The sequence below is a fragment of the Bradyrhizobium sp. sBnM-33 genome (assembly GCF_032917945.1).
Lineage (GTDB): Bacteria > Pseudomonadota > Alphaproteobacteria > Rhizobiales > Xanthobacteraceae > Bradyrhizobium.
In genome coordinates this window covers 9,109,998-9,128,299 of record NZ_CP136624.1, presented here as the reverse complement: position 1 = coordinate 9,128,299, position 18,302 = coordinate 9,109,998, and the positions used below count along the sequence as shown (strand labels likewise).

General features: G+C 53.5%; 15 protein-coding genes. 7 read left to right on the top strand and 8 right to left on the bottom strand.

Annotation, left to right across the window (positions count from 1 at the left end; all coding sequences use genetic code 11):
• The first annotated feature begins 38 nt into the window (after nucleotides 1-38).
• The 5 genes from RX328_RS42930 to RX328_RS42910 all read left to right on the top strand — a co-directional run bounded on the left by RX328_RS42930 (nucleotide 39) and on the right by RX328_RS42910 (nucleotide 4,656).
• A complete protein-coding gene (locus RX328_RS42930; RefSeq protein ID WP_213253625.1) occupies nucleotides 39-434 on the top strand; it encodes a hypothetical protein in 396 nt (131 codons plus the stop codon).
• A 268-nt stretch (nucleotides 435-702) separates the two neighbouring features.
• On the top strand, nucleotides 703-1,887 hold the full coding sequence (locus RX328_RS42925) for an SIR2 family protein (RefSeq protein WP_213253626.1): 1,185 nt from the start codon (nucleotides 703-705) through the stop codon (nucleotides 1,885-1,887).
• Between the two features lie 257 nt (nucleotides 1,888-2,144).
• Entirely contained in the window at nucleotides 2,145-3,770 is a 1,626-nt protein-coding gene (locus RX328_RS42920; protein WP_249726787.1) for an ATP-binding protein, read from the top strand.
• A complete protein-coding gene (locus RX328_RS42915; RefSeq protein WP_317258601.1) occupies nucleotides 3,703-3,996 on the top strand; it encodes a KTSC domain-containing protein in 294 nt (97 codons plus the stop codon). Before RX328_RS42920 ends, RX328_RS42915 begins: the two co-directional genes overlap by 68 nt.
• A gap of 3 nt (nucleotides 3,997-3,999) precedes the next feature.
• A complete protein-coding gene (locus RX328_RS42910) occupies nucleotides 4,000-4,656 on the top strand; it encodes a hypothetical protein (protein WP_213253627.1) in 657 nt (218 codons plus the stop codon).
• An 18-nt stretch (nucleotides 4,657-4,674) separates the two neighbouring features.
• Here the strand turns inward: RX328_RS42910 and RX328_RS42905 are convergent, their stop codons facing one another.
• The 6 genes from RX328_RS42905 to RX328_RS42880 form a co-directional block, all read right to left on the bottom strand.
• Nucleotides 4,675-5,412, bottom strand: coding sequence for a UPF0489 family protein (locus RX328_RS42905; protein ID WP_213253628.1), 738 nt, complete (start codon nucleotides 5,410-5,412; stop codon nucleotides 4,675-4,677).
• A 299-nt stretch (nucleotides 5,413-5,711) separates the two neighbouring features.
• Nucleotides 5,712-7,679 carry a hypothetical protein gene (locus tag RX328_RS42900; RefSeq protein WP_213253629.1) on the bottom strand — a complete coding sequence of 656 codons (1,968 nt, stop codon included), beginning with the start codon at nucleotides 7,677-7,679 and terminating at the stop codon, nucleotides 5,712-5,714.
• A 195-nt stretch (nucleotides 7,680-7,874) separates the two neighbouring features.
• Nucleotides 7,875-10,421, bottom strand: coding sequence for a hypothetical protein (locus RX328_RS42895; protein ID WP_213253630.1), 2,547 nt, complete (start codon nucleotides 10,419-10,421; stop codon nucleotides 7,875-7,877).
• A gap of 746 nt (nucleotides 10,422-11,167) precedes the next feature.
• Nucleotides 11,168-12,082, bottom strand: coding sequence for a plasmid partitioning protein RepB C-terminal domain-containing protein (locus RX328_RS42890; RefSeq protein ID WP_213253631.1), 915 nt, complete (start codon nucleotides 12,080-12,082; stop codon nucleotides 11,168-11,170).
• Nucleotides 12,079-12,987: a plasmid partitioning protein RepB C-terminal domain-containing protein gene (locus RX328_RS42885; RefSeq protein WP_213253632.1), complete on the bottom strand. Its 909-nt coding sequence runs from the start codon at nucleotides 12,985-12,987 to the stop codon at nucleotides 12,079-12,081. The genes RX328_RS42890 and RX328_RS42885 overlap by 4 nt, the downstream gene beginning before the upstream one ends.
• Nucleotides 12,984-14,477, bottom strand: a complete 1,494-nt coding sequence (locus RX328_RS42880) for a recombinase family protein (RefSeq protein ID WP_213253633.1) — start codon at nucleotides 14,475-14,477, stop codon at nucleotides 12,984-12,986. Before RX328_RS42880 ends, RX328_RS42885 begins: the two co-directional genes overlap by 4 nt.
• A 165-nt stretch (nucleotides 14,478-14,642) precedes the next feature.
• Here RX328_RS42880 and RX328_RS42875 point away from each other — a divergent pair, with 165 nt between their 5' ends.
• Nucleotides 14,643-15,041 carry a hypothetical protein gene (locus tag RX328_RS42875; protein WP_213253634.1) on the top strand — a complete coding sequence of 133 codons (399 nt, stop codon included), beginning with the start codon at nucleotides 14,643-14,645 and terminating at the stop codon, nucleotides 15,039-15,041.
• Nucleotides 15,042-16,025: 984 nt separating this feature from the next.
• Here RX328_RS42875 and RX328_RS42870 read toward each other — a convergent pair.
• Nucleotides 16,026-16,922, bottom strand: coding sequence for an HNH endonuclease (locus RX328_RS42870; protein ID WP_249726788.1), 897 nt, complete (start codon nucleotides 16,920-16,922; stop codon nucleotides 16,026-16,028).
• A 457-nt stretch (nucleotides 16,923-17,379) separates the two neighbouring features.
• Here RX328_RS42870 and RX328_RS42865 point away from each other — a divergent pair, with 457 nt between their 5' ends.
• Complete coding sequence (locus tag RX328_RS42865; protein ID WP_213253637.1) at nucleotides 17,380-17,856, top strand: universal stress protein; 477 nt, start codon at nucleotides 17,380-17,382, stop codon at nucleotides 17,854-17,856.
• A gap of 22 nt (nucleotides 17,857-17,878) precedes the next feature.
• Here the strand turns inward: RX328_RS42865 and RX328_RS42860 are convergent, their stop codons facing one another.
• On the bottom strand, nucleotides 17,879-18,286 hold the full coding sequence (locus RX328_RS42860) for a YccF domain-containing protein (protein ID WP_213253638.1): 408 nt from the start codon (nucleotides 18,284-18,286) through the stop codon (nucleotides 17,879-17,881).
• Nucleotides 18,287-18,302: the final 16 nt, after the last annotated feature.

The following is an 18,302-nucleotide window of genomic DNA, read 5'->3' as shown; positions in this document are numbered from 1 at the left end:
GGTCGGAACCGGAGAGCCTTTCGAACGGGTTATCGTAAATGAGCATGGCGTCCACCGAACACTTTTTCTTGGGGGTCACAAATGTTGGAGCTAGCAAGGTAACCAACTGTTGTTTCTACCGAACATACATCTCGTCTTTGAACGATAGGCAAAAAACGCTTTTGGAAAATGCATTTTCCCTTGATCCTAACGAAGTCCGATATGTCTCCATTGCCATGTTCAATGAAACGAAAGACCTTCCACATGCCACTCATATGATCGGATTGTCCGTGCCGCCCAACGCCGTTTGTTACGGCGCGATGGTTCCTCGACTCATGCTCGAGCGGCGCCACATCATTTCTTTCTTGGCTGAATCTCCGGATACTGCAGATGCTGCCGCAAGTTGCGAGATTTGGGTGGATGAGAACGGAAAGCTACGAATATCAATCGTATGACTGTCGCGGCTGAAAGAGGGGCGCTGCAGAAACGTCGCCACGGTTTGGGGTGCTGAGGTAACGCTCTCGATCCCTTCGGCATTTGGCGTTTCCTAGTCAGTTCAAGCGAATCGCGTCCCCGTCAGGGAACCGATTCGCGATTTGGCAAAAGAATTTTCGCGCAGTAGAGTCATCCGTTACTCTTGCAACTTTCGCTAGAAAGAGCCCTTCTGTAAGGCGACGATTCGGTCTGAACCGAAGAATCGTGGCTCGGCGAAAGGTTTCTTCATTGGCTGATCAAACGCACGATCCCCTCCAGTTTCTAAATCAAATTCGCCAAGCACTTGCGGCGCCGAAACTTTCGGTAGGATTTTTCATTGGCGCAGGCTGTCCGGTCTCAATTAGGTGTGGATCGGAGCCGCTAATTCCAGATGTTAGAGGTCTCTCGACCAAAATCTTCGCGGAAATGGCAGGATCCGAAGACCATAAAGATAGCTTCAATCGACTGTGTGAAATTTTTAAAGAAGACGGCGAGGCCACTCCCAATATCGAATCTATGTTAGGGAAAATTCGTTCACTTAGCGAGGTTGCTGGAAAAGCAGACGCTCGTGGTCTCTCTCACTCAAGCCTCTCTGCTATCGATAAAAAGATATGCGCAGACATTACCAAGGCCGTTGATCGCGAATATGTCGAGCCTGACAATCCGTATCTATCCCTGGCTCGTTTCGTGGAGAGTCGGGCGCGGCCAGCCACTGAACTCTTTACAACGAACTACCATCTGTTGCTGGAAAGCGCGCTCGAAGTTCAGCGTGTTCCCTTCTTTGATGGCTTCGTGGGGTCGGTGAAACCATTCTTCGACCAACGTGCAATTGATGATGATGTTGTTTCTGATCGGTGGTGCAGGGTTTGGAAGCTGCATGGGTCGATAAATTGGAAGTTGGATACCAAAAACAAGAGAGTTTTCAGGAGCAACGTCTCGTCAGACGGGTTGGAGCAATTGATTCATCCGTCGCACCGAAAATATGACGAAAGCCGGCGCATGCCTTACTTCGTAATGATTGATCGTTTTCGGAGCTTTGTTCGAAATCAAAAAATGCCAGTAGCAATGATCGTGTGCGGTTATTCTTTTGGCGACCAGCATATCAACGAGGCTCTTGTCGAGAGCCTGAAAGCTAATCCGTCTGCCGTATGTTACGCACTGCAATTTGATAAGCTAGAAGCCTATTCCGAAGGCGCCGCATTAGCTCAAAGCGTTCCAAATCTTTTGTTTCTCGCTCGTGACGGCGCAGTCGTGAGACGAAGAGCCGGGAAATGGATGACTCGTCCAGGCACAGACCAGAACGCGATCCGCTCGGGCTTCTTCGTTTCGGAAGAAGCGGACGACGAAGTCGCCGGCCCTTGTGAACTATTGCTAGGAGACTTCGCGAAATTCGCCCCATTCTTGGATGATTTTATCTCGTCGTCCGACATTTAGAGGCTCGAATGGGGAAGGAATCTACGTATCTCGGAACGGTCGAAGATGTAAGCGGGGCGACACTAAGAGTGCGCCTTGATGATGGGACGATATCTGGCCTTAGCTTTATAGAGGGCCAGAGCTACCGTGTCGGACAGCTTGGAGCATTCGTTCGCATATCTTTAGGATTCGTGGATCTCTACGGAGTAGTCTCGCAAGTAGGGGCTAGTGCTGTTCCGGAGAGATTGGCTGGTCTTAACGAATTCGGGAATCGTTGGATGACGATTCAGCTCGTCGGGGAAGGTCGCGCTCAAAGCGGATTTGATAGAGGCATTACGCAATATCCAACAGTGAGTGACGCGGTCCATTTGGTTACCGAGCAGGATCTACGAATGATCTATGGCCGACCGAAGGACCCCAAGTTCGTCTCTGTTGGACATCTAGCGAGCGTCGACAGCATTCCAGCCCTCGTTGATATTGACAAACTCGTGACGCGCCACAGCGCCGTTGTCGGCGCCACCGGTTCGGGGAAATCCACAACGGTAGCAGGGATTCTGGCGGCGTTGTCGGACACGCTTCGCTATCCGTCCGCGCGAATTATTGTCATAGATATCCACGGCGAATACGGAAAAGCTCTCGCAGATCGAGCCGCGGTATTCAAGGTGAACACCGGCTCGATTGCCGAAGAAAAACCCTTCTATGTGCCATACTGGGCAATGACATTTGATGAGTTGCTGCCGCTCACTTTTGGCGCACTAGAGGCTGGTGATCGTGGTGCGGTTATCGACCAAATCACTGAACTGAAGCGTGCCGCGCTCGCGAAAGCCAGCCGAGCCGGTGTAACGGAGGACACTCTAACGGTTGACAGTCCGGTCCCGTTTAGCATTCACCAGCTTTGGTTCAACCTTCACACCCAGATGCGTGCAACGCATATTGAAATAGCAGGGAAACCACAGTCGCGAGAAACCTGGGCTCTAGAAACAGACGCCAAGGGAAAAGTGATACAGGCGGGAGATGTGACCAAAGCAATACCACCTCGTTTTCGTTCTCCGAAAGATGAGAAAGACGATAAAGAGAAGATCCGGCTAAGTAGGTCGACGCTCAACATCGGCCGAGCCGTAGATGCACTCGGATCGAAACTACGGGATCCTCGATTTGATTTTCTTTTCCGGCCCGGTGATTATCTCCCGAACGAGAGTGGCGAGATCGCTGCAGATCTTGACAAGCTACTAGAAAGTTGGCTTGGGACTGAGAATCCTATCAGTATCCTTGACCTCTCAGGGATTCCGCCGATGATCCAATCGGAGCTAGTTGGGGCACTTCTTCGCATCGTTTATGACGCTCTCTTTTGGGCTCGCAACCTTCCAGAAGGAGGGAGAGAGCGCCCGCTACTTTTTGTCCTGGAGGAAGCACATAGTTACTTAGGCAAAGAAGGAAAGGGATTGGCGGCGGGGGCCGTTCGGCGCATAGCGAAAGAGGGCCGGAAATACGGAATTGGGATGATGTTGGTGAGCCAGCGTCCCGCGGAAATCGACGCAACCATTCTGTCGCAGTGTGGAACGATCTTCGCCTTGCGATTGTCAGACCCGACCGATCGAAATCAGGTGAAGTCAGCTTCGAGCGATAATTTGGACGGCTTATTCTCAATGCTACCCGTGCTACGAACAGGTGAAGCCATTATTGTTGGTGAGGCTGTAAACCTTCCAATTAGAACGGTGATAGACAAGCCTAGTAAAAATCGTCGTCCCGATAGCGCCGATCCGAAGGTAGTCGTCTCCGGCAGCGAAAGCGACGGTTACGAAAGCCCCGGTGGTTGGAATCAGCCACGAGATCTTGATGATTATGCGGAGGCTCTCAAGGCCTGGCGAAAGCAAGACGCTCGCTCCGAACGGATTAAGTCGTGAGCAAGGGGTTAAAATTATGAGACGGGATCCAGTCACCTCAACCAATATTAGTGAGATTGGCTACGACCAGCCCTCGCAAACGCTCGAAGTAATGTTTCGTAATGGTGGCGTGTATCAATATTTCGACATTCCCAGGCACGAATACGATAATTTGTTGAGGGCGGCCTCGATTGGCGAGTATCTAAATCGCAGCATCAAAGGAAGATACCGTTACGCTCGCGTTTAACCGATGAATCCGACAGTCATACCAAATTTTGAAGACGTGAAGACTATTGAAGACATCGCATCCCGCTTTGCGATGGCAGCAAAGTCAATAATGTTTGAGCATGACTTGCGGTTCCAAAGCCGCTCTTGGCGGATAACAGCGCTTGAATTGTATCTGTTCACTGAGTCGGACGTTTGGCGAGATCCCTTTACCCATAGAGGGGACGAGCAACTTAGTTCAAGAACTTGGTATGTGCATCACGACGGGCGTCGCTCTCCGAACTATTCGGGAATCGACATTACCGCCGGATCGAGGCAGCAGGGGATCTATGCAGGACTGCTGATCAGGGAGCTAGATCAACTCGATGGATCAGCGAGAGCTTTGCAGACGATTATTCGCGCTAAATTTCGGTCGACAAGAGAAGGCAATGTGTGGACACCAGATGAAAAGAAAATACTGACAACCATTCATCGAAGTTCCATCCTATCTTCTCCGCTCAGGCTGATTCCTAGGTCGGCGGCGCGATCAAACGAACCGCTATGGTGTGGGCCGAGATGCGGGCTTAAGCCAAAAGAAACTGATGATGAAAAGTTTGTTGCTGCTCCGCTACGCCTCGCCACGTGGCGGACCAAAAGAAACCAGGAGAAGATGCGAAAGTTTGAACTTAGCGAGCCGGAGTAGACCCAGCCTGACACTCAACTATTTCGGTAAGCTGAAATCAATTCCAAGAACATCTACAGCTAGTTTTAATACTCGTTCACTGTTTCCCCATCCGCCACAAAATTCAGGAGAAAGCGCAACTGTCGTAACGGCGACATGACCTGCGTCGATTGACTTGCGAACTGCGGAGAAAATGCCGACCACATACTGGTCAGACAGCATCTGAATTTGATCGTCTTCGCTGTCGTCACAGAAGAAATAGTCGAGATCGATGTTTATGATCCATGGCGAACCAAATTCTCTAACCCAATAGTCTAGATTCTGAAGGAGAGCCCACGGAGTGACTTGCTCTAGCTGGTCCAATTCGGGTCGATCGCCGTCGCCGTGGGTAGCGAAGCAGCACGTGGAGATAGAGTCTTTTGCATTCTCGAAATATAGGGACAAATAGTTGTCCCAACGGAACAGTCGTTGGGCTTGGCCTAGTCGATCTTCAAAGGACAGGTCGAGATATTCTTGAATGCTCACATCCCATTGCTTTGGGTAATGGAGAAGCCACGTCCCCATGTTGCTTCTTAAGGTATCGTAATGGCGATCGATATGCAGGATGGAGTGTTGAGTGGTTGGATTAACGTGTTTCATCCAACACCATAAGGCGGCGCGGTGATTGTCCATCACATAAATACTGCCGGTCTTCCAAAGGAAATTCTGATTGTATGCGCCGGAAGGGTTTCGTTCCCTAAACGGGACTAGGAATTCGCCAGAGGCCTGTGTGTCCATCGGTCCGACGTTCCTTCATTGTGAAAAGATACGCGCCACAGGTTTGCACGGGGCCGAGGCGCGACTTTAATTTACTCGCTCGGTGATAAGGGAGTAAAGCAACGTTCAGTGCCGCGATGCGCTGTAGACAAGCGTCGCACGACCCTTCGTGCGGTTATCGTGTCGGATTGTGATTTCAGCACGCTGGAAGCGATCTTCCGCAGCAGATTATCGTTGATCCTAACGAGGATTTCAAACCAGAGAGCGTTGCTCTGCCAGGGCCATGGTCCATGCTGACTAAGCGAGGTCCAACTACCCGCTCAGGATTGCATTGGGGGGCGCCACTTGCCTTGCGTAAGGCCTCCGTGATCAGCGTAGGCAACTTCCGTCCAGAAGTCCCGCGAACTGAATGTGATGTGCTTGAGCGGCTGGAAGGCGTCCCAAACTGTAATGGATCGATCGATGATGTAGAGGACTTGCCCGAGGTCAAGCCAAAAGACGTCGATCAAGTAGGGAGACAATTGAGCGTGTCCGTCTTTCTTTGGGGCTACTAGCGCCATGTTGGTAAGAAGATATTCTAGGCGCTCGTTGAATTCGTCGATGAATCTTTGCTTCGCTGGGTCCGGTTCGACGAGAAAAAGCCTTGCCCCGACTAGGGAACGGAGAATGCTGCTGGAAAGTAGCTTATCGCTCACAGGGCCGTAGCTGAGCGGCGAAACCGCAACCTTCACAGGTCGCAAGTCCGCAACTACCTCGTTGGCAGAAGTGAGCGGGGTGTCTCCCCGCCTCAGGTGTATTTCGTGGCGGACCAACTGCGTCAGAATAGCTAGGAAGCTATCGGAATAGTCCTGGAAAAAGGCGAACATGTCCCCAGAGCGTGAACGCTGGGTGAGCGACTTAGCCTTTGTCTCAATCAAGACGATATGATCTTCATCACGGGTCGCTACGTCGAGCTCGTAAGGACTTCCAGCGACTTTATATTCCTGTTGTGTGAGCATCGTGGGCGCCTTTCCCTTGCAAGATTCCGCGATCGCAAGTTCGAGCGTCTGTCCAACGATTTCCGCACCCCGTATTCTGTCCAGCTTCGACCAAATCAGCCGGAACACGTATTCGCATCCTGCCGCTGCAAGGAAAGAGCGCGGCATGGAGACGGCGCGATCCAATCCGTATGCGAACAGAAGGATACCGTCTTGCGTGCGTTCACGGGCATCCAACGGGTCAATGTAGCTAGCATTTACGCTTCCCACGGCACCTCCGGTGAGGCGTCTCAGAAGGGGGAGAGCCTGCTCAACCTGCTCGCGGGAATGGATTGTTAGCCGGTCATCGCTAGACCAGGTTATGAGTTGCCAAATTTCTCTGACGAGCACCCGAAAGGAGAAGCCGAGGCGATCCTGGTCTTGCTCCGTCAGGACCGTCGCAAGCGCATCGAGGATTTGCTTTAGAGCCTTCGGCGGCACCTGCGGCAGGGTGAAAAACTCGCGCCATAGCGTCGAATTGACCAACATGCGATGGAATTGAGTCACATGCGGATGCATGTCCTCGAACTGGTTGTAGCGCTGACAGTCGTGCGCGGCGGCGAAATCTGTCGCCAAGTCCACGAGAGACTGCCACGCAACACCTGGCTTGCGGGCGCTGCAGGGGCGATTGAGAAAGCGCATGGCCAGCGAGAATAGCCAACCAACCGGGATCATCGGACGCTTGGCATCATTAATGTTGAGGCCGATCTCGCCAAACAGCCACATTCCGTCGTGATAAGATCTTGCATCCCGCAGGAAGCGCAGAACTTGACCGGCGGTCTCGACGCCGCCAAGCAGCGCAACGAGCGCCTCTGCCTTTCGCACGATCTCCCGGCGGGATGTCTCCGCAATTTGCGGCCCATATGCTCCGACCTCAACCTTATAGCGCTGGTTTCGGAGACGCCGGCATGCTTCCCCAACAATGAGCTCGCGTTCCTGCCCCAGCGCAACCCTCATCGATGCCACCTCTGCGAATCCCGGCTGCACACGTGCCCAGGCAATTGCCTGCATCCATGCATTCTGGTTTTTGAGAGGAGCACAGCGAACATCCCGAAGCTCGTCCAGGATGAGGCGAACGGCGGTCGCCGCTTCTATAGGGCAGTCACCAAGGACGGCCGCAATATGCAAAGAACGGCTAAGACGATGGACCTCCGGAAGAAAGATACCGTCAACCTTTGCGAGACAGTCTCGCGGCGAGACCGGCACGAGAGACGGGTCATCGCTCTTGGCAAAAGAGTTCAAGTAAGCTTTTAGGTCACCGTCATGGAGCATGGTCAGCTCAGCACCTTCAGAATGCCACCGGCTTCCTCGCCCGGCTATTCGGCGACCTGCGTCAGATATCCATCCCTGTTCTCCACCGCAACTATGGCGGATTGCATTTTAGTCATTATTCCCGGACGCAGGTTGTCTCTGATACCAGACCGCAAATTCGACAACGTAGTGTTGTTCTGCCAGCAATCTTGATTGCTAGGTCGCGGGGCGTTTGAGCTCTCGCAATACAACACCAAGCGCGTTGATATTTTCCTGATCGCAAAGTTGTGCATCAAGGACACGTTGAGTGATGGGGGAAAGCCACCAACTCATGACCGGGTGGTATAAGGAAATTCGGCTGCGCCCCTGCCGCGCCGGCTGGTCGATACAAACGGGCAGGCCTGTTCCCCTCAAATAGACACCACGTCGGACTCTGATGGGGACGAACACACTTCCATCCAATAGATCATGGGCTCTTTCGAGAGCAGCCTCCTTGTGTCCCGACCTTAGTTTGTAAATGGTAGCAACGGGCTCCATTATCCAAGATAGCGCTCTCGACCAGAAACCTTGCTGCGGCGGCTCCAGAGTGGGATTGAGAATCCGACTAACGCTCGACGTTGAATGCGGGCGGCCGGCGCGAATGGCTTCCTTAAAAAACCACGGATCGTTCGTCAAATACAATACGGTCGGCCGTAACCCCCTCGCATTTAGAGCCGGGATGATCTGGATCAAGCTCTCGAGGCCACTGTTATCGAAGTAGCCTCCATCTACCACGTGATCGGTAATTATATTCCTGAACTCGTCCTCGTAGCGAAAGTGACCGGCCGGAGAAATAATTGGAAAACGAGCGCTGAGGACAGTCGCGGTTGAGAGCCGCATGTCTGCGGCGCGCTCCAACTTCGAGTAAACGCAAGACTCCATGACGTCGGGGAGGGGTTCGGTAGGTGTGAAGGGGTTGGTGGCATAGAGTTCGAAAGCGTTCTGTGCGACCACGAACAGGCCCTTGCATTTCTGAGACGCGGCGGAGGTGACGGCAGTGTAAATATCAGACATCAGAATGGGCCTTCCGTTGTCCATCGACGTCGCATTTAGAAGCAATAGGGGCTGCCAGCCTTTCGCATCATGCGGGCTCAGATAACCAAACGCGCCGCAAAAGCCGCGCTCATCTTCTGGACCACCGCACGCCGTCTTTTTACCGTGCACTACTTTGTTGTAGTGTCGCTCAATCGCCTGTTCCAGAAGAACCGCTCGGTTGCTCGGCGCAAGCAATGCAAAATGGTCGCGGAAGGACAGCCCCACGATTGCGGGAGACAAATAGTCCCCCGCAGTGAGCAACTGCAAACAAGCCCGCCAGCTCTTTGTTGGATCACGGTTCGGCGTCGAGGTTTCAACGCCCGTGGCTCCGAACCATATCGGATCCACGAATCGACATGGCGGTGTTCCTTCCGTTGATTCCTTCAAAGCCGTCCGGAAGGTGGTGGTGCCCAAGGCGCCGCCTGAAACTCCCGACAAAGCGAACGTCGCTTGTGCAAAATCGATGTATTTGTCCCTTTCGCTCCGCGTGATATCGAGAAGTGTCCCGAGGACCGTTGCGGTGAAGAAGGCTGCGCGACTAGCGCCTCCCTCCGCTGCGACCAGCACCATGCGGCAATCGGCCGGAGCGTTAGTGCAGCCGTTAAGCGCCATCCATTTATCAATAGCCTCCTCTATATAGATTTGACGCGAGGTTGCTTTACTCGATGCGCTGGGCGCTTGGACGGCTTGCCAATGAGGGGAGCGGTAGATTCGAATGTCGTGAAACCGGTCCACGTAGGTCGAAACGACCGCTAGGGCAACAATAGCCGTTGCAACGATCGGCCAGCGGAATTCGAAGCGTTCTTGGATGCGACCGGACAGGTTCACTAAATAGTCGACAAGAGGTATCCAGCTTCCTAGGAGGATAGGTATCAGCGCTGCTCGCCCCGCCCAGTCTGTCAGTTCCAACGGAAGATAGAAGGCAACAGCAAATAGGAACCCCATTACAACTAGGTTCGCTAAAGTCCGCTTTTCGGCAGTCAATGTAATGCCGGTCAGCGCGTCCGCAAGCCACGGGAGTCTGGTTTTGGGCCCAAGCCTTTTGTTAAGGTAGCCGAAGATCGTTCTGTCTAGGCGGAGCGTGACCACGAGGTAGATGATGGCCGCGATCCCGATGAAGATGGCAAGAACTCCAAGGTGAGAAAGCGCTTCGCCGACTTCCGGCAGCGAATAATCTGAAGTTAGCCAACCCGATTTCTTGGCTGCTTCCTGCGCCGTTTGGAGATCCCCAAGGTCCTGAGTGAACGCGTAGCCTAGACATGATCTAAGCCGTTCACCCGTCTGGATTTGCTCGCAGACTAAGATGTCTTTGCGAGATAGAAAGAGGCCCGTCCAAACTGCCGCAAATGTGAGGAGACCCAATAAGAGTGGAAAAGTCCTCGTCAGCTGTGAATCAAAAGTATCGCGAGCTGGATCCTCTACCTCTTTGTTGCTTCCGCCGTCAGTAAGTTGGGATTTCCTGAGTCTTGTCCGAGCATCAATGGCGCACTTGGCCGAATGCCATATCTGCAGAGACCAAACGAGCAATACGAGCGCAGCATACTGCACAAGACCTAAAGTCCCGATTCGATCATTGAAGAGGTCCCGTGCTTCTGTGAAGAACAACATTAGCGCGAAGCCGGCAAGCAAGCTGAAGGCGCTCGTTTTGCAAACCCAGGCAAGCCTAAGGCAGTGACGGAAACTGCTCATCGGGTGGTCTCGCTAGTGAAGTTTATGGTCCGCCCTTGGTAAGGTGCACTGCTTCTCGAACACACAAGGTATTGGCAAGCATATTAAGGCAGTGCTCACAGGTTGCAACACTGGCACAGCTCATTTGGAATTAGAAGTGTGGCCTTTGAACTGGTTCATCGTTACCGCCCGCAGACAAGATACCGAAAGTGCCTGTGGTGCCACGCGCCGGCGTCGCCGGCTGAGCTTCTTGAAATCAGTCATTGAAGCTCGATCGGGCCGTCTCGCAGGGAACGCTGACAATCTGAGATTTAGTTCTCCATAGTTCATGCACAGTTTGAAGTATCGGGCTAACTGGGACCACCGATAAATCTTCTGCCATCGGCGATTGTGGTGAGTGTCGCCGAGCGTGCCAGTTTCGAAGGGTGGCGGTCCCTTTCTCGTCCGGCATTGTGACGGATTGTGATTCCGACAGGCCTTCGAAGCAGATTGCTCTCTGATTGCAAAGGGAATTTCGAGCACAGAGCGTTGCACCGTCAAGCCATGGTCCATCGATTTGGTCCGAGTCGGAAGTGCCAGCTGTTGCCGCGGTGGGGCTTGAGGCTAACACTCCGATCTCGGCCGATTTGGCTAACGAAAGCTCGTCGGCCTGATGGGCTCCGAGCGGGTTCGCCGCCATCCCCATCACCACAATTGATCCGCCCCAAAGTGCGGCTTCTCCTGTGGTCCCCGCGCTTACGGGTCCGGGTCCCCTCTTCAGCGACACGTCAATCGGACGCAATCGTCGACGTCATCTGCACAATATTTCGAAACTCGCTCAAAAAATCGGGCTGGTGTTTCTCAAGGTATCTGGCGATCTTCGTGTTTCCAACAAGCTTTGACAGATAACCTTTGACTACAGTGAGGTGGAGGTGGTCCTGTCCGTATGAGTCTTGGATGGACGTTATCGCCTGTTGAAGCTTCGTAAGTTCGCTCTCCATGCGCGCCAGTGCTTCTGTAGTCATACCCTTTATCCGCTTCGGCGTGGACGGGTTGACGAGCTGTGCTTGAGCAGTTCCAGCAAGTATTGCTGATGCGTAGCCCACGGAGTAATTATTCGCGTTGATCAGAAGCTCAGCAGCCTCGATTTGTCGGATAGGTATCATTTTTCTAAGCACGTCAAATACCGCCATGGGGCACATCTTATCTTTAAGCAAACTTACAACTTCTTCGCAGATGCCATCGACTAGAGTTGCCTTTCGAATGAGACTACGAACGTTAATATCGAGCGCTTTCGCAATCTTTTCTTTCGGCACGTTGCGCTCGATCGCCTTGGCAATCATTCTCTGCTCTTGAATCGCGGATAGTCGACTTACTCGCTTATTGTAAGTGAACGCCTCATCGTCAGTCGAAACTAGGCACTCGACCTGAGTCTGGCCTCGATCTTTTAGAACCTCGATCCGGAGGTGGCCATCCAACAGTAGGTAAGTTCCTCGAGTCTGCTTATCTCGGCAAACAACCGGTGGCTCGACAATTCCGATCTCTTCAATGGAACACGCAATCTGGCGATACTTGTGGCTCGCCTTGACCGTTTTTCCAATTGGGCGCACTGGGAGTATCGAGCTAATCGCTAGGACTAGTGTATCTGAACTAAATGCCTGGATAACTTCGGTTAGCGCGTCAGGGCTTACATAGCGGTTCATGGCGTCATTCTCGCGGCTAGTCTCTCTTCCAAGAATGATGGCATCGAAGCCAAATCCTCAGCCTGAAGTAGCCTGGTAAAATCCTTGTCCTTGCGCAGCGCTCGAATAGCTTCAACTACGAACAAGAGGCGGCTCTGCGTTACCTCTGCTTTTTTGACCAGAAGCCGCTGGCGATCAGCTTCTCGCCGATATATCCGAATCATTGACTCGCTTGTGAGCGGCCTTTTCGCCCCGTCACGCCTTCCGTAGCTCTGGCTGTGCAAGTGCTTGCCCCGTCTCTGGCGTTGATCCAGCAACCGACGGACTGCAACGAGCTTCTTGCCCCTCAGTTTCTTTTCAGAATACGCTTGGGTAAGTGCGCGCTGCACATCTGCGTCGTCTGACTTTGCGATTTCGATAGCCATATTGAGAGGGAGGATGCCCGCTTCCACCGCGTTTACAAGGCGTTCCTCGCCTTCAGCGAGTAGAGTGCTAATCATTCGAACGTAGTCGAGGCTCACACCGATCTTTTCGGCGATTTCACGATCGTCGTAGCCTCGTCCGCGCAACGTGTTGATGTCCTCCAGTAAATCGATGGCGCGGTGATGGCGGCGTGCGCAATTTTCGACCAAACTCATCACTAAGCAATCGCTCTCTTCCGCATCAATGATCATGGCTGGAATTTCACTTTGGCCGAGCTGAACGAATGCTTCGATACGACCCTGACCGCACACAAGATCGTATTCAAATTCGTCAACATCCGAGAGCCGAGGACTGACCGTAATGGGTCGTTTCAGGCCGACTTGCGCAACGCTTTCTACGATCTCATTGAAATTTCGCCGATTTCTGACCCGCGGGTTTAGAATCCGGATCGTCTTAATTGGGATCACCTTGAGGTGTCTTTGGGCGTTGATCAATCCGTTCATGCTGCTTCTCCAAACAGGGACCGACCAGCGAGCGAAAAGAGAAAATCCAATGAATTAAAGCGATAGGCATCCAGAGAGAGCGAATTGTCTTCCGCGAGCTTTATGAGGGGCACATTCAAGTCAAGGCTAGGGAACACGTAGTAGTCCAACGGTCTTGAATTCGAGGCGTCGAGGCGAACTGCGACGGTCAAGTCTGGAATGAGGCCTGTATCCAGCCGAATGCGCCAACGGAGAGATCCGCTCGTTGTCGTCAGAGCACGAGCGATCACGATGGCTGCCGTAAACTCTCCATTAATAGATAGGAGCTGAGTGCCTTCGTCGCGTGTAACATCGCCGCCAGCGACCTCGAAGCCGGCGACAATTTTGTCTAGCACTTCCGGATAGGCAGCCCGTATGCTGCGGTTTATCTCGATGTATCGGTAGTCTCGATCAGGCTCGTAGCCGATCAGACTGTATGCTCTGATAAGACTACCGAAGCGACTTCGGTATGCGCTTGAAGATGGCATATCCGCTCGTTCATCTATTACCAGTCCCGACAGCGAACCCTCTTCCTGGAGAATTGTCTGCAGGAAAGATAGCAGTTGTTCGTCCGAATAATGGTTGCTGCGAGCATCGATGATCGATCTAGCTCGATCAAACAGCGATCGCTCGATGATCGATGGATATACACCTTCTGCTCGGACCCAGTTCTCGCGACTGTTGACGACCCGCTTTTGCTTTAGTTTGAAGGATACGCGGTTGAAAACATTGTTGCCGATGTATTTTTCGTTGGTGAGGATCTGATGCACAGATGATCGAGACCACCGCCGCTCGAAGTCTGTAAGAATCCCTTCGTTGTTCAAGCGCGACGCAATCTCGTGCTCGGACAGGCCTTCATCTACAAACATTGTGTATATTCGGCGAACGTGAGCGATTTCATCTTGAGGCCCGAGAGCTAATACGACTCGGTCGGTCTGAAGACTTTTCCTCTCGCCGCGCAGTAGCTCGGCTTTGTGTTGACGCTTTTCGTCGATCAGCTGCCTTCGAAGGCCGTAGCCGGCTGGGCCGCCCTGCCTGAACCCAAGTTCGACCAAGCGGCATTGACCAGCAAAGACTTTGACCGAAAGCTCACGGCTGTATTCTCCAGCCATAACCCGCTTAACATTCTTGAGCAGGATAGAGCCGAGGCTGCCATCGTTGTCAAACTGCTCGCCACAATAGTGAACTCGGATTCCGGCCCGCGAGCATAGGTGCTCATGATAGGCCCCTTCGTCCGCATCTTGAAAGCGCCCCCAGCGGCTCACGTCATAGACTAAGATCGCCTCAAAATCGGCCGCTCCGGACTGCACCACTCTGATCAGGTCTTGTAAGCCGTCACGATCGTTGAGCGTTAGCCCGCTACGACCTGCATCTTCAAAAACTCGGACGATCTCAAAGCCGCGCTGATCCGCGTAACGCTTGATCTTGTCGAGCTGATTCTCCGTCGAATACTGTTGGAGGTCCGTGGACATCCGAACATATGCCGCGGCCGGAGAGGGGGCATCCGAGCGATTTGAGCGACTCTTGGAGCTCTTGGTTTGCCTTTTCAATCGGCACCTTTATCCAACAGCCAGACGACCTGCCTTCCCCAAGACAGTGTGAGTTACCCGCCTGATCGTAGCGAACAGGAGAATGGAATGTCGTTTACAAAAAAGGGCAATTCCTTTCCACGATACCGACGCCGTGGCGGACCGGACGGGGGCGGTGGAGGGCCACCTCATCAAGTTAAGTTTGCTGCCGAAATTGCGTTAGCCTTGGAGAAGATGTTGCGAGGTGGAACAGTTCGTATCAAAACGGTGGCAGGTTGGACCGGAGCGAACGAACGGACTGTAAAGAATTGGGTATCAGGTCGTTATGGTCCATGTGGCACCCATCTGATCGTGTTGATGCAGCATTCGGATGAGGTGATAGAATCAGTGCTTTCAATGGTTGGCTTGGATGATCTGCGACTAACAGAAAAGCTAATTATCATGGAGCAGCACATGCAAGAGTTGGCGTCATTGATAAGAGCTCTGAAGAAAACGATCGAACGCTAGTTTGGCCGATGGGCTGGCAGGCGCGATAGATGCAGTCGATAACCTGCTTTCGATGGTGGGCGTCGCGATCTACCAGTCCCACAGAAGTTGATTTTCATGGAATGCCTCTACAAGAGTTTGCAGCAATTATCAGAGACCTAAGATCCGAGAGCGCTCAGCGCCCGCCATAAGTTGTAAGTTCCAGAGGGTAGCCTCGCTAGCGCCTCGATGAAGAAACAAAGTGCCGGGTTCATCGAACCCAAAGGCCAAATGCTCCGGCAATGGCAGCAAGTAGTGATGTCCACCAAAAGGAAGGCGAACGAGCAGCGCTTATGGAACGCAGATAGAGGAAAGCTCCAACGAAAAGCCCGTAGTTTCTTCTGAACTCGCCGTTTCGCTTGGCGATCTCGACTAAATCTGAATGTTTCACGTCCTGATCTGACATGGCCATCCTTACCCATCTCACCCAATCCCGAGCCGTGAGCCCTTCTTGGGGTTGGGTATAAAACCACTGATTTGGGTCCTGAGTCGAGTTAAATTTCGGATTTTCAGAAGTGCGCTTTACGCCGACCAAGAAGGTCGGGGGCGCCGTCAGCCTGGATGATCGGCCGAACGCCCGAAACAGAGGTCGAGAGCGCCAAAACGGCGAAGCTGCCTAAGAGTTCGCGAACTCGTCCTCAACGGCTGTCCGGACCCGCATGAACTTGCATGTTCTTGTGCGCCCGGGATGGAAGGCACGGATGCGTGCAACTTCGGCCGTCGCTGCGGAGCGCACCGAGTCAATGGCGTTGATGTGGGAGCAACTTTGATCGGGGAAGGGTTGGCAGTTCGTTTTGTTTGGGCGCAACAAGCTGTCCGAAGCTGCCACGCCCCTGGTGCTGACGCAGAATGTCAATTGAAGGAGAGACTTCTCAACCTAGACAGTTTCAACACAATTTCTAGCTCAGCTTCGGACTTGGCCCCACGTATCGTCAGGAGTCCGAGGATAACGCGAACCCCACCGAACTACGCGACTTGCTTGAAGCGTTCGAAGCGGATTGCCAGTCTATTTCTGTCGGGTTGGTCCTTGGTTCGCTTTGGTAGGATGATAGTGCGACCATTCAGGTTTTTGAGCGCGTCCAGCATTGGGCCGTCATTTTGACCGAGCAGTCGATTTGATACGTGCATACGAAAGTCAGGATCAATTCCGATTAGATGCGCATCAAAGGCCGCGTGGTGGATCTTCGACAATGGGATTCCATTCGTGACCATAGGTTGGCCAAGCAGTTCATCCCGGTCCGGGACGATATGGGCGGCGTCGAGAAGCAGCAGCTCGGGAAGGCCAGACAGTGCACAGCGACCGTCATAAGCTGTGATCACAGCCTCTCGGAACGTTGCTTGATGCAGGCGTTGCTTGACCGTTCGCAACGCATACTTCCGCTCCAAACTGTCCGCTGGCGGATCAAAGGTCTCTGGAGTTGGGCCAAAAGTAATCCGGGCTTTGAGTGCTTGGCCGTCCCAACCGGAGATGAAGGTTGGAAGGAGAGCATGGTAGCGACCTGGTGCTATCCCGAGAAAATAGATGATGGGAATTTGGTTCTCGTATGCCTGCTTCAGCCACCGATTGTCGGCGGCATCCGGATTCGTGCCCATGAAAGCGTAATCGACTGTCTCATCACCTCGGAATATTTGATGATGGACTTCCCTCTGATCGTCATACCAGACTTTACCACCAGGCTTCGGGAAAACCGTCTTGATGGACAGCAAGAAGCGCATTTGATGAGGTTTGAAGATGCCGCGCTGAGGATTGACTAACGGAATTCGCTCTTCCCGAAAGAGAAACCCGGACGTTAGCTCAGTCGCGGATAGGTGGTCATGAATCTCATTCAGCCCGCGGACGCGTTCGAAGGCAGCGACTCGCATCAGCGTATCTAGACTTGTCGGGTCCATTAGGTCGCTTGGCGAGTGTTAACCGACTTCCCGCGTCGGAGTTGTGACCCTGACATAGTTCACGCCCGATTCGAAGCCGTCTTCGAGCCGTCCGAGGGCGTCATCATTCCTCCCCGAGAGCGAGGATAAACGTGGCCCGAATGTGCCTCTGATGTGAAAATAGCGGCCGGTTGCTTTAAAAAGCTCAGATCTAAAGGGATTAGATGTATCGCCGGTCCAGCTTCGGAGGGCAACGCTCTATCCAGCTGAGCTACGGGTGCAACAGGGCTTCATTTAGCCGATTGGCCGGGCAGGGGCAACCGGCCCTTCCGGGTCGCGAGACGAAGCTGGCGGGCGAGAACCGCATTTCCACTCAAAATTCCAATCCGTTTCGGCCAATTGGTGGTACTCTTGCCGCGTTGATCTTCTAGACCATGGATGGGGACGTCCGATGTACAAGAAGGTTCTTCTCGCCTATGACGGTTCGGTCGAGGGGCGGCGCGCGTTGCGGGAGGGCGCAAAGCTCGCACAACTCTGCCATTCCGAGGTCTTTTTGCTCGCCGTCGTCGAGGTCTCCTCGATCATGACACCCGAGGCCGGGCTTACGATCCCGATCGAGTTGCAGACCGAGGATTACAAGGCCATCCTGAACGAAGGCACCGAGCGGCTGAAGGCGCTGGGATTTTCGCCGACGGCGCGGCTCGAGGTCGGCGATGCCGGGCAGAAAATTGCCGAAGTCGCCGAGGAAATCGGCGCGCATCTCGTCGTTGTCGGCCATCGCCCGCAGGGGGCGCTGGCGCGCTGGTTCGGCTCAATCGGCAGCTATCTGGTCAAGCGCCTGCGCTGCAGCGTGCTGGTGGCCCAGACCGAGATCAGCGACGCCGAGTTCGAGCGGCTGAAACCGGCGGAGACGGCGGCCTCGGGATAGTCAGAGGCGGATCCGAGCTAAACTAGTTCGCGGGAACGATGATCTTGCCGATCGGCCACAGCGCGATCCCGGCAAGTTTTAAGTGTGCCCAGGCAAAGGGAATGCCGATGATAGTTACGGCCAGCAGCACGGCCGTGACGACATGCCCGAGCGCCAGCCACCATCCCGCCAGTACCAGCCAAATGATGTTGCCGATCACCCCGAGCGGCCCGGTGCCGATATCTTCTTGGCCCGTATAGGCGTCGCGCGAGACCGCCGTGAAGCCGAACGGGAACAAGGTGTAGGCCGCGATATTGAACGCGGCCCGCGCCCAGGGAATCCCGATGATGGTGATCGCCATGATGACGGACGCGATCAGCCAGCCGAAAGCCATCCATGCGCCGCCGAGAACGATCCAGATGATATTGAGAAGCAGTGAGACGGGAGACATGGATGCTATCCTATGT

Excerpts from the sequence above, each read along its gene's own strand:
- RX328_RS42860 (WP_213253638.1), bottom strand. The coding sequence starts at position 18,286 with ATGTCTCCCGTCTCACTGCTTCTCAATATCATCTGGATCGTTCTCGGC.
- RX328_RS42900 (WP_213253629.1), bottom strand. The coding sequence starts at position 7,679 with ATGCTCCATGACGGTGACCTAAAAGCTTACTTGAACTCTTTTGCCAAG.
- RX328_RS42930 (WP_213253625.1), top strand. The coding sequence starts at position 39 with ATGAGCATGGCGTCCACCGAACACTTTTTCTTGGGGGTCACAAATGTT.
- RX328_RS42865 (WP_213253637.1), top strand. The coding sequence starts at position 17,380 with ATGTACAAGAAGGTTCTTCTCGCCTATGACGGTTCGGTCGAGGGGCGG.
- RX328_RS42915 (WP_317258601.1), top strand. The coding sequence starts at position 3,703 with ATGATTATGCGGAGGCTCTCAAGGCCTGGCGAAAGCAAGACGCTCGCT.
- RX328_RS42885 (WP_213253632.1), bottom strand. The coding sequence starts at position 12,987 with ATGAACGGATTGATCAACGCCCAAAGACACCTCAAGGTGATCCCAATT.
- RX328_RS42870 (WP_249726788.1), bottom strand. The coding sequence starts at position 16,922 with ATGCGAGTCGCTGCCTTCGAACGCGTCCGCGGGCTGAATGAGATTCAT.
- RX328_RS42920 (WP_249726787.1), top strand. The coding sequence starts at position 2,145 with ATGACGATTCAGCTCGTCGGGGAAGGTCGCGCTCAAAGCGGATTTGAT.
- RX328_RS42880 (WP_213253633.1), bottom strand. The coding sequence starts at position 14,477 with ATGTCCACGGACCTCCAACAGTATTCGACGGAGAATCAGCTCGACAAG.
- RX328_RS42905 (WP_213253628.1), bottom strand. The coding sequence starts at position 5,412 with ATGGACACACAGGCCTCTGGCGAATTCCTAGTCCCGTTTAGGGAACGA.
- RX328_RS42890 (WP_213253631.1), bottom strand. The coding sequence starts at position 12,082 with ATGAACCGCTATGTAAGCCCTGACGCGCTAACCGAAGTTATCCAGGCA.
- RX328_RS42875 (WP_213253634.1), top strand. The coding sequence starts at position 14,643 with ATGTCGTTTACAAAAAAGGGCAATTCCTTTCCACGATACCGACGCCGT.
- RX328_RS42910 (WP_213253627.1), top strand. The coding sequence starts at position 4,000 with ATGAATCCGACAGTCATACCAAATTTTGAAGACGTGAAGACTATTGAA.
- RX328_RS42895 (WP_213253630.1), bottom strand. The coding sequence starts at position 10,421 with ATGAGCAGTTTCCGTCACTGCCTTAGGCTTGCCTGGGTTTGCAAAACG.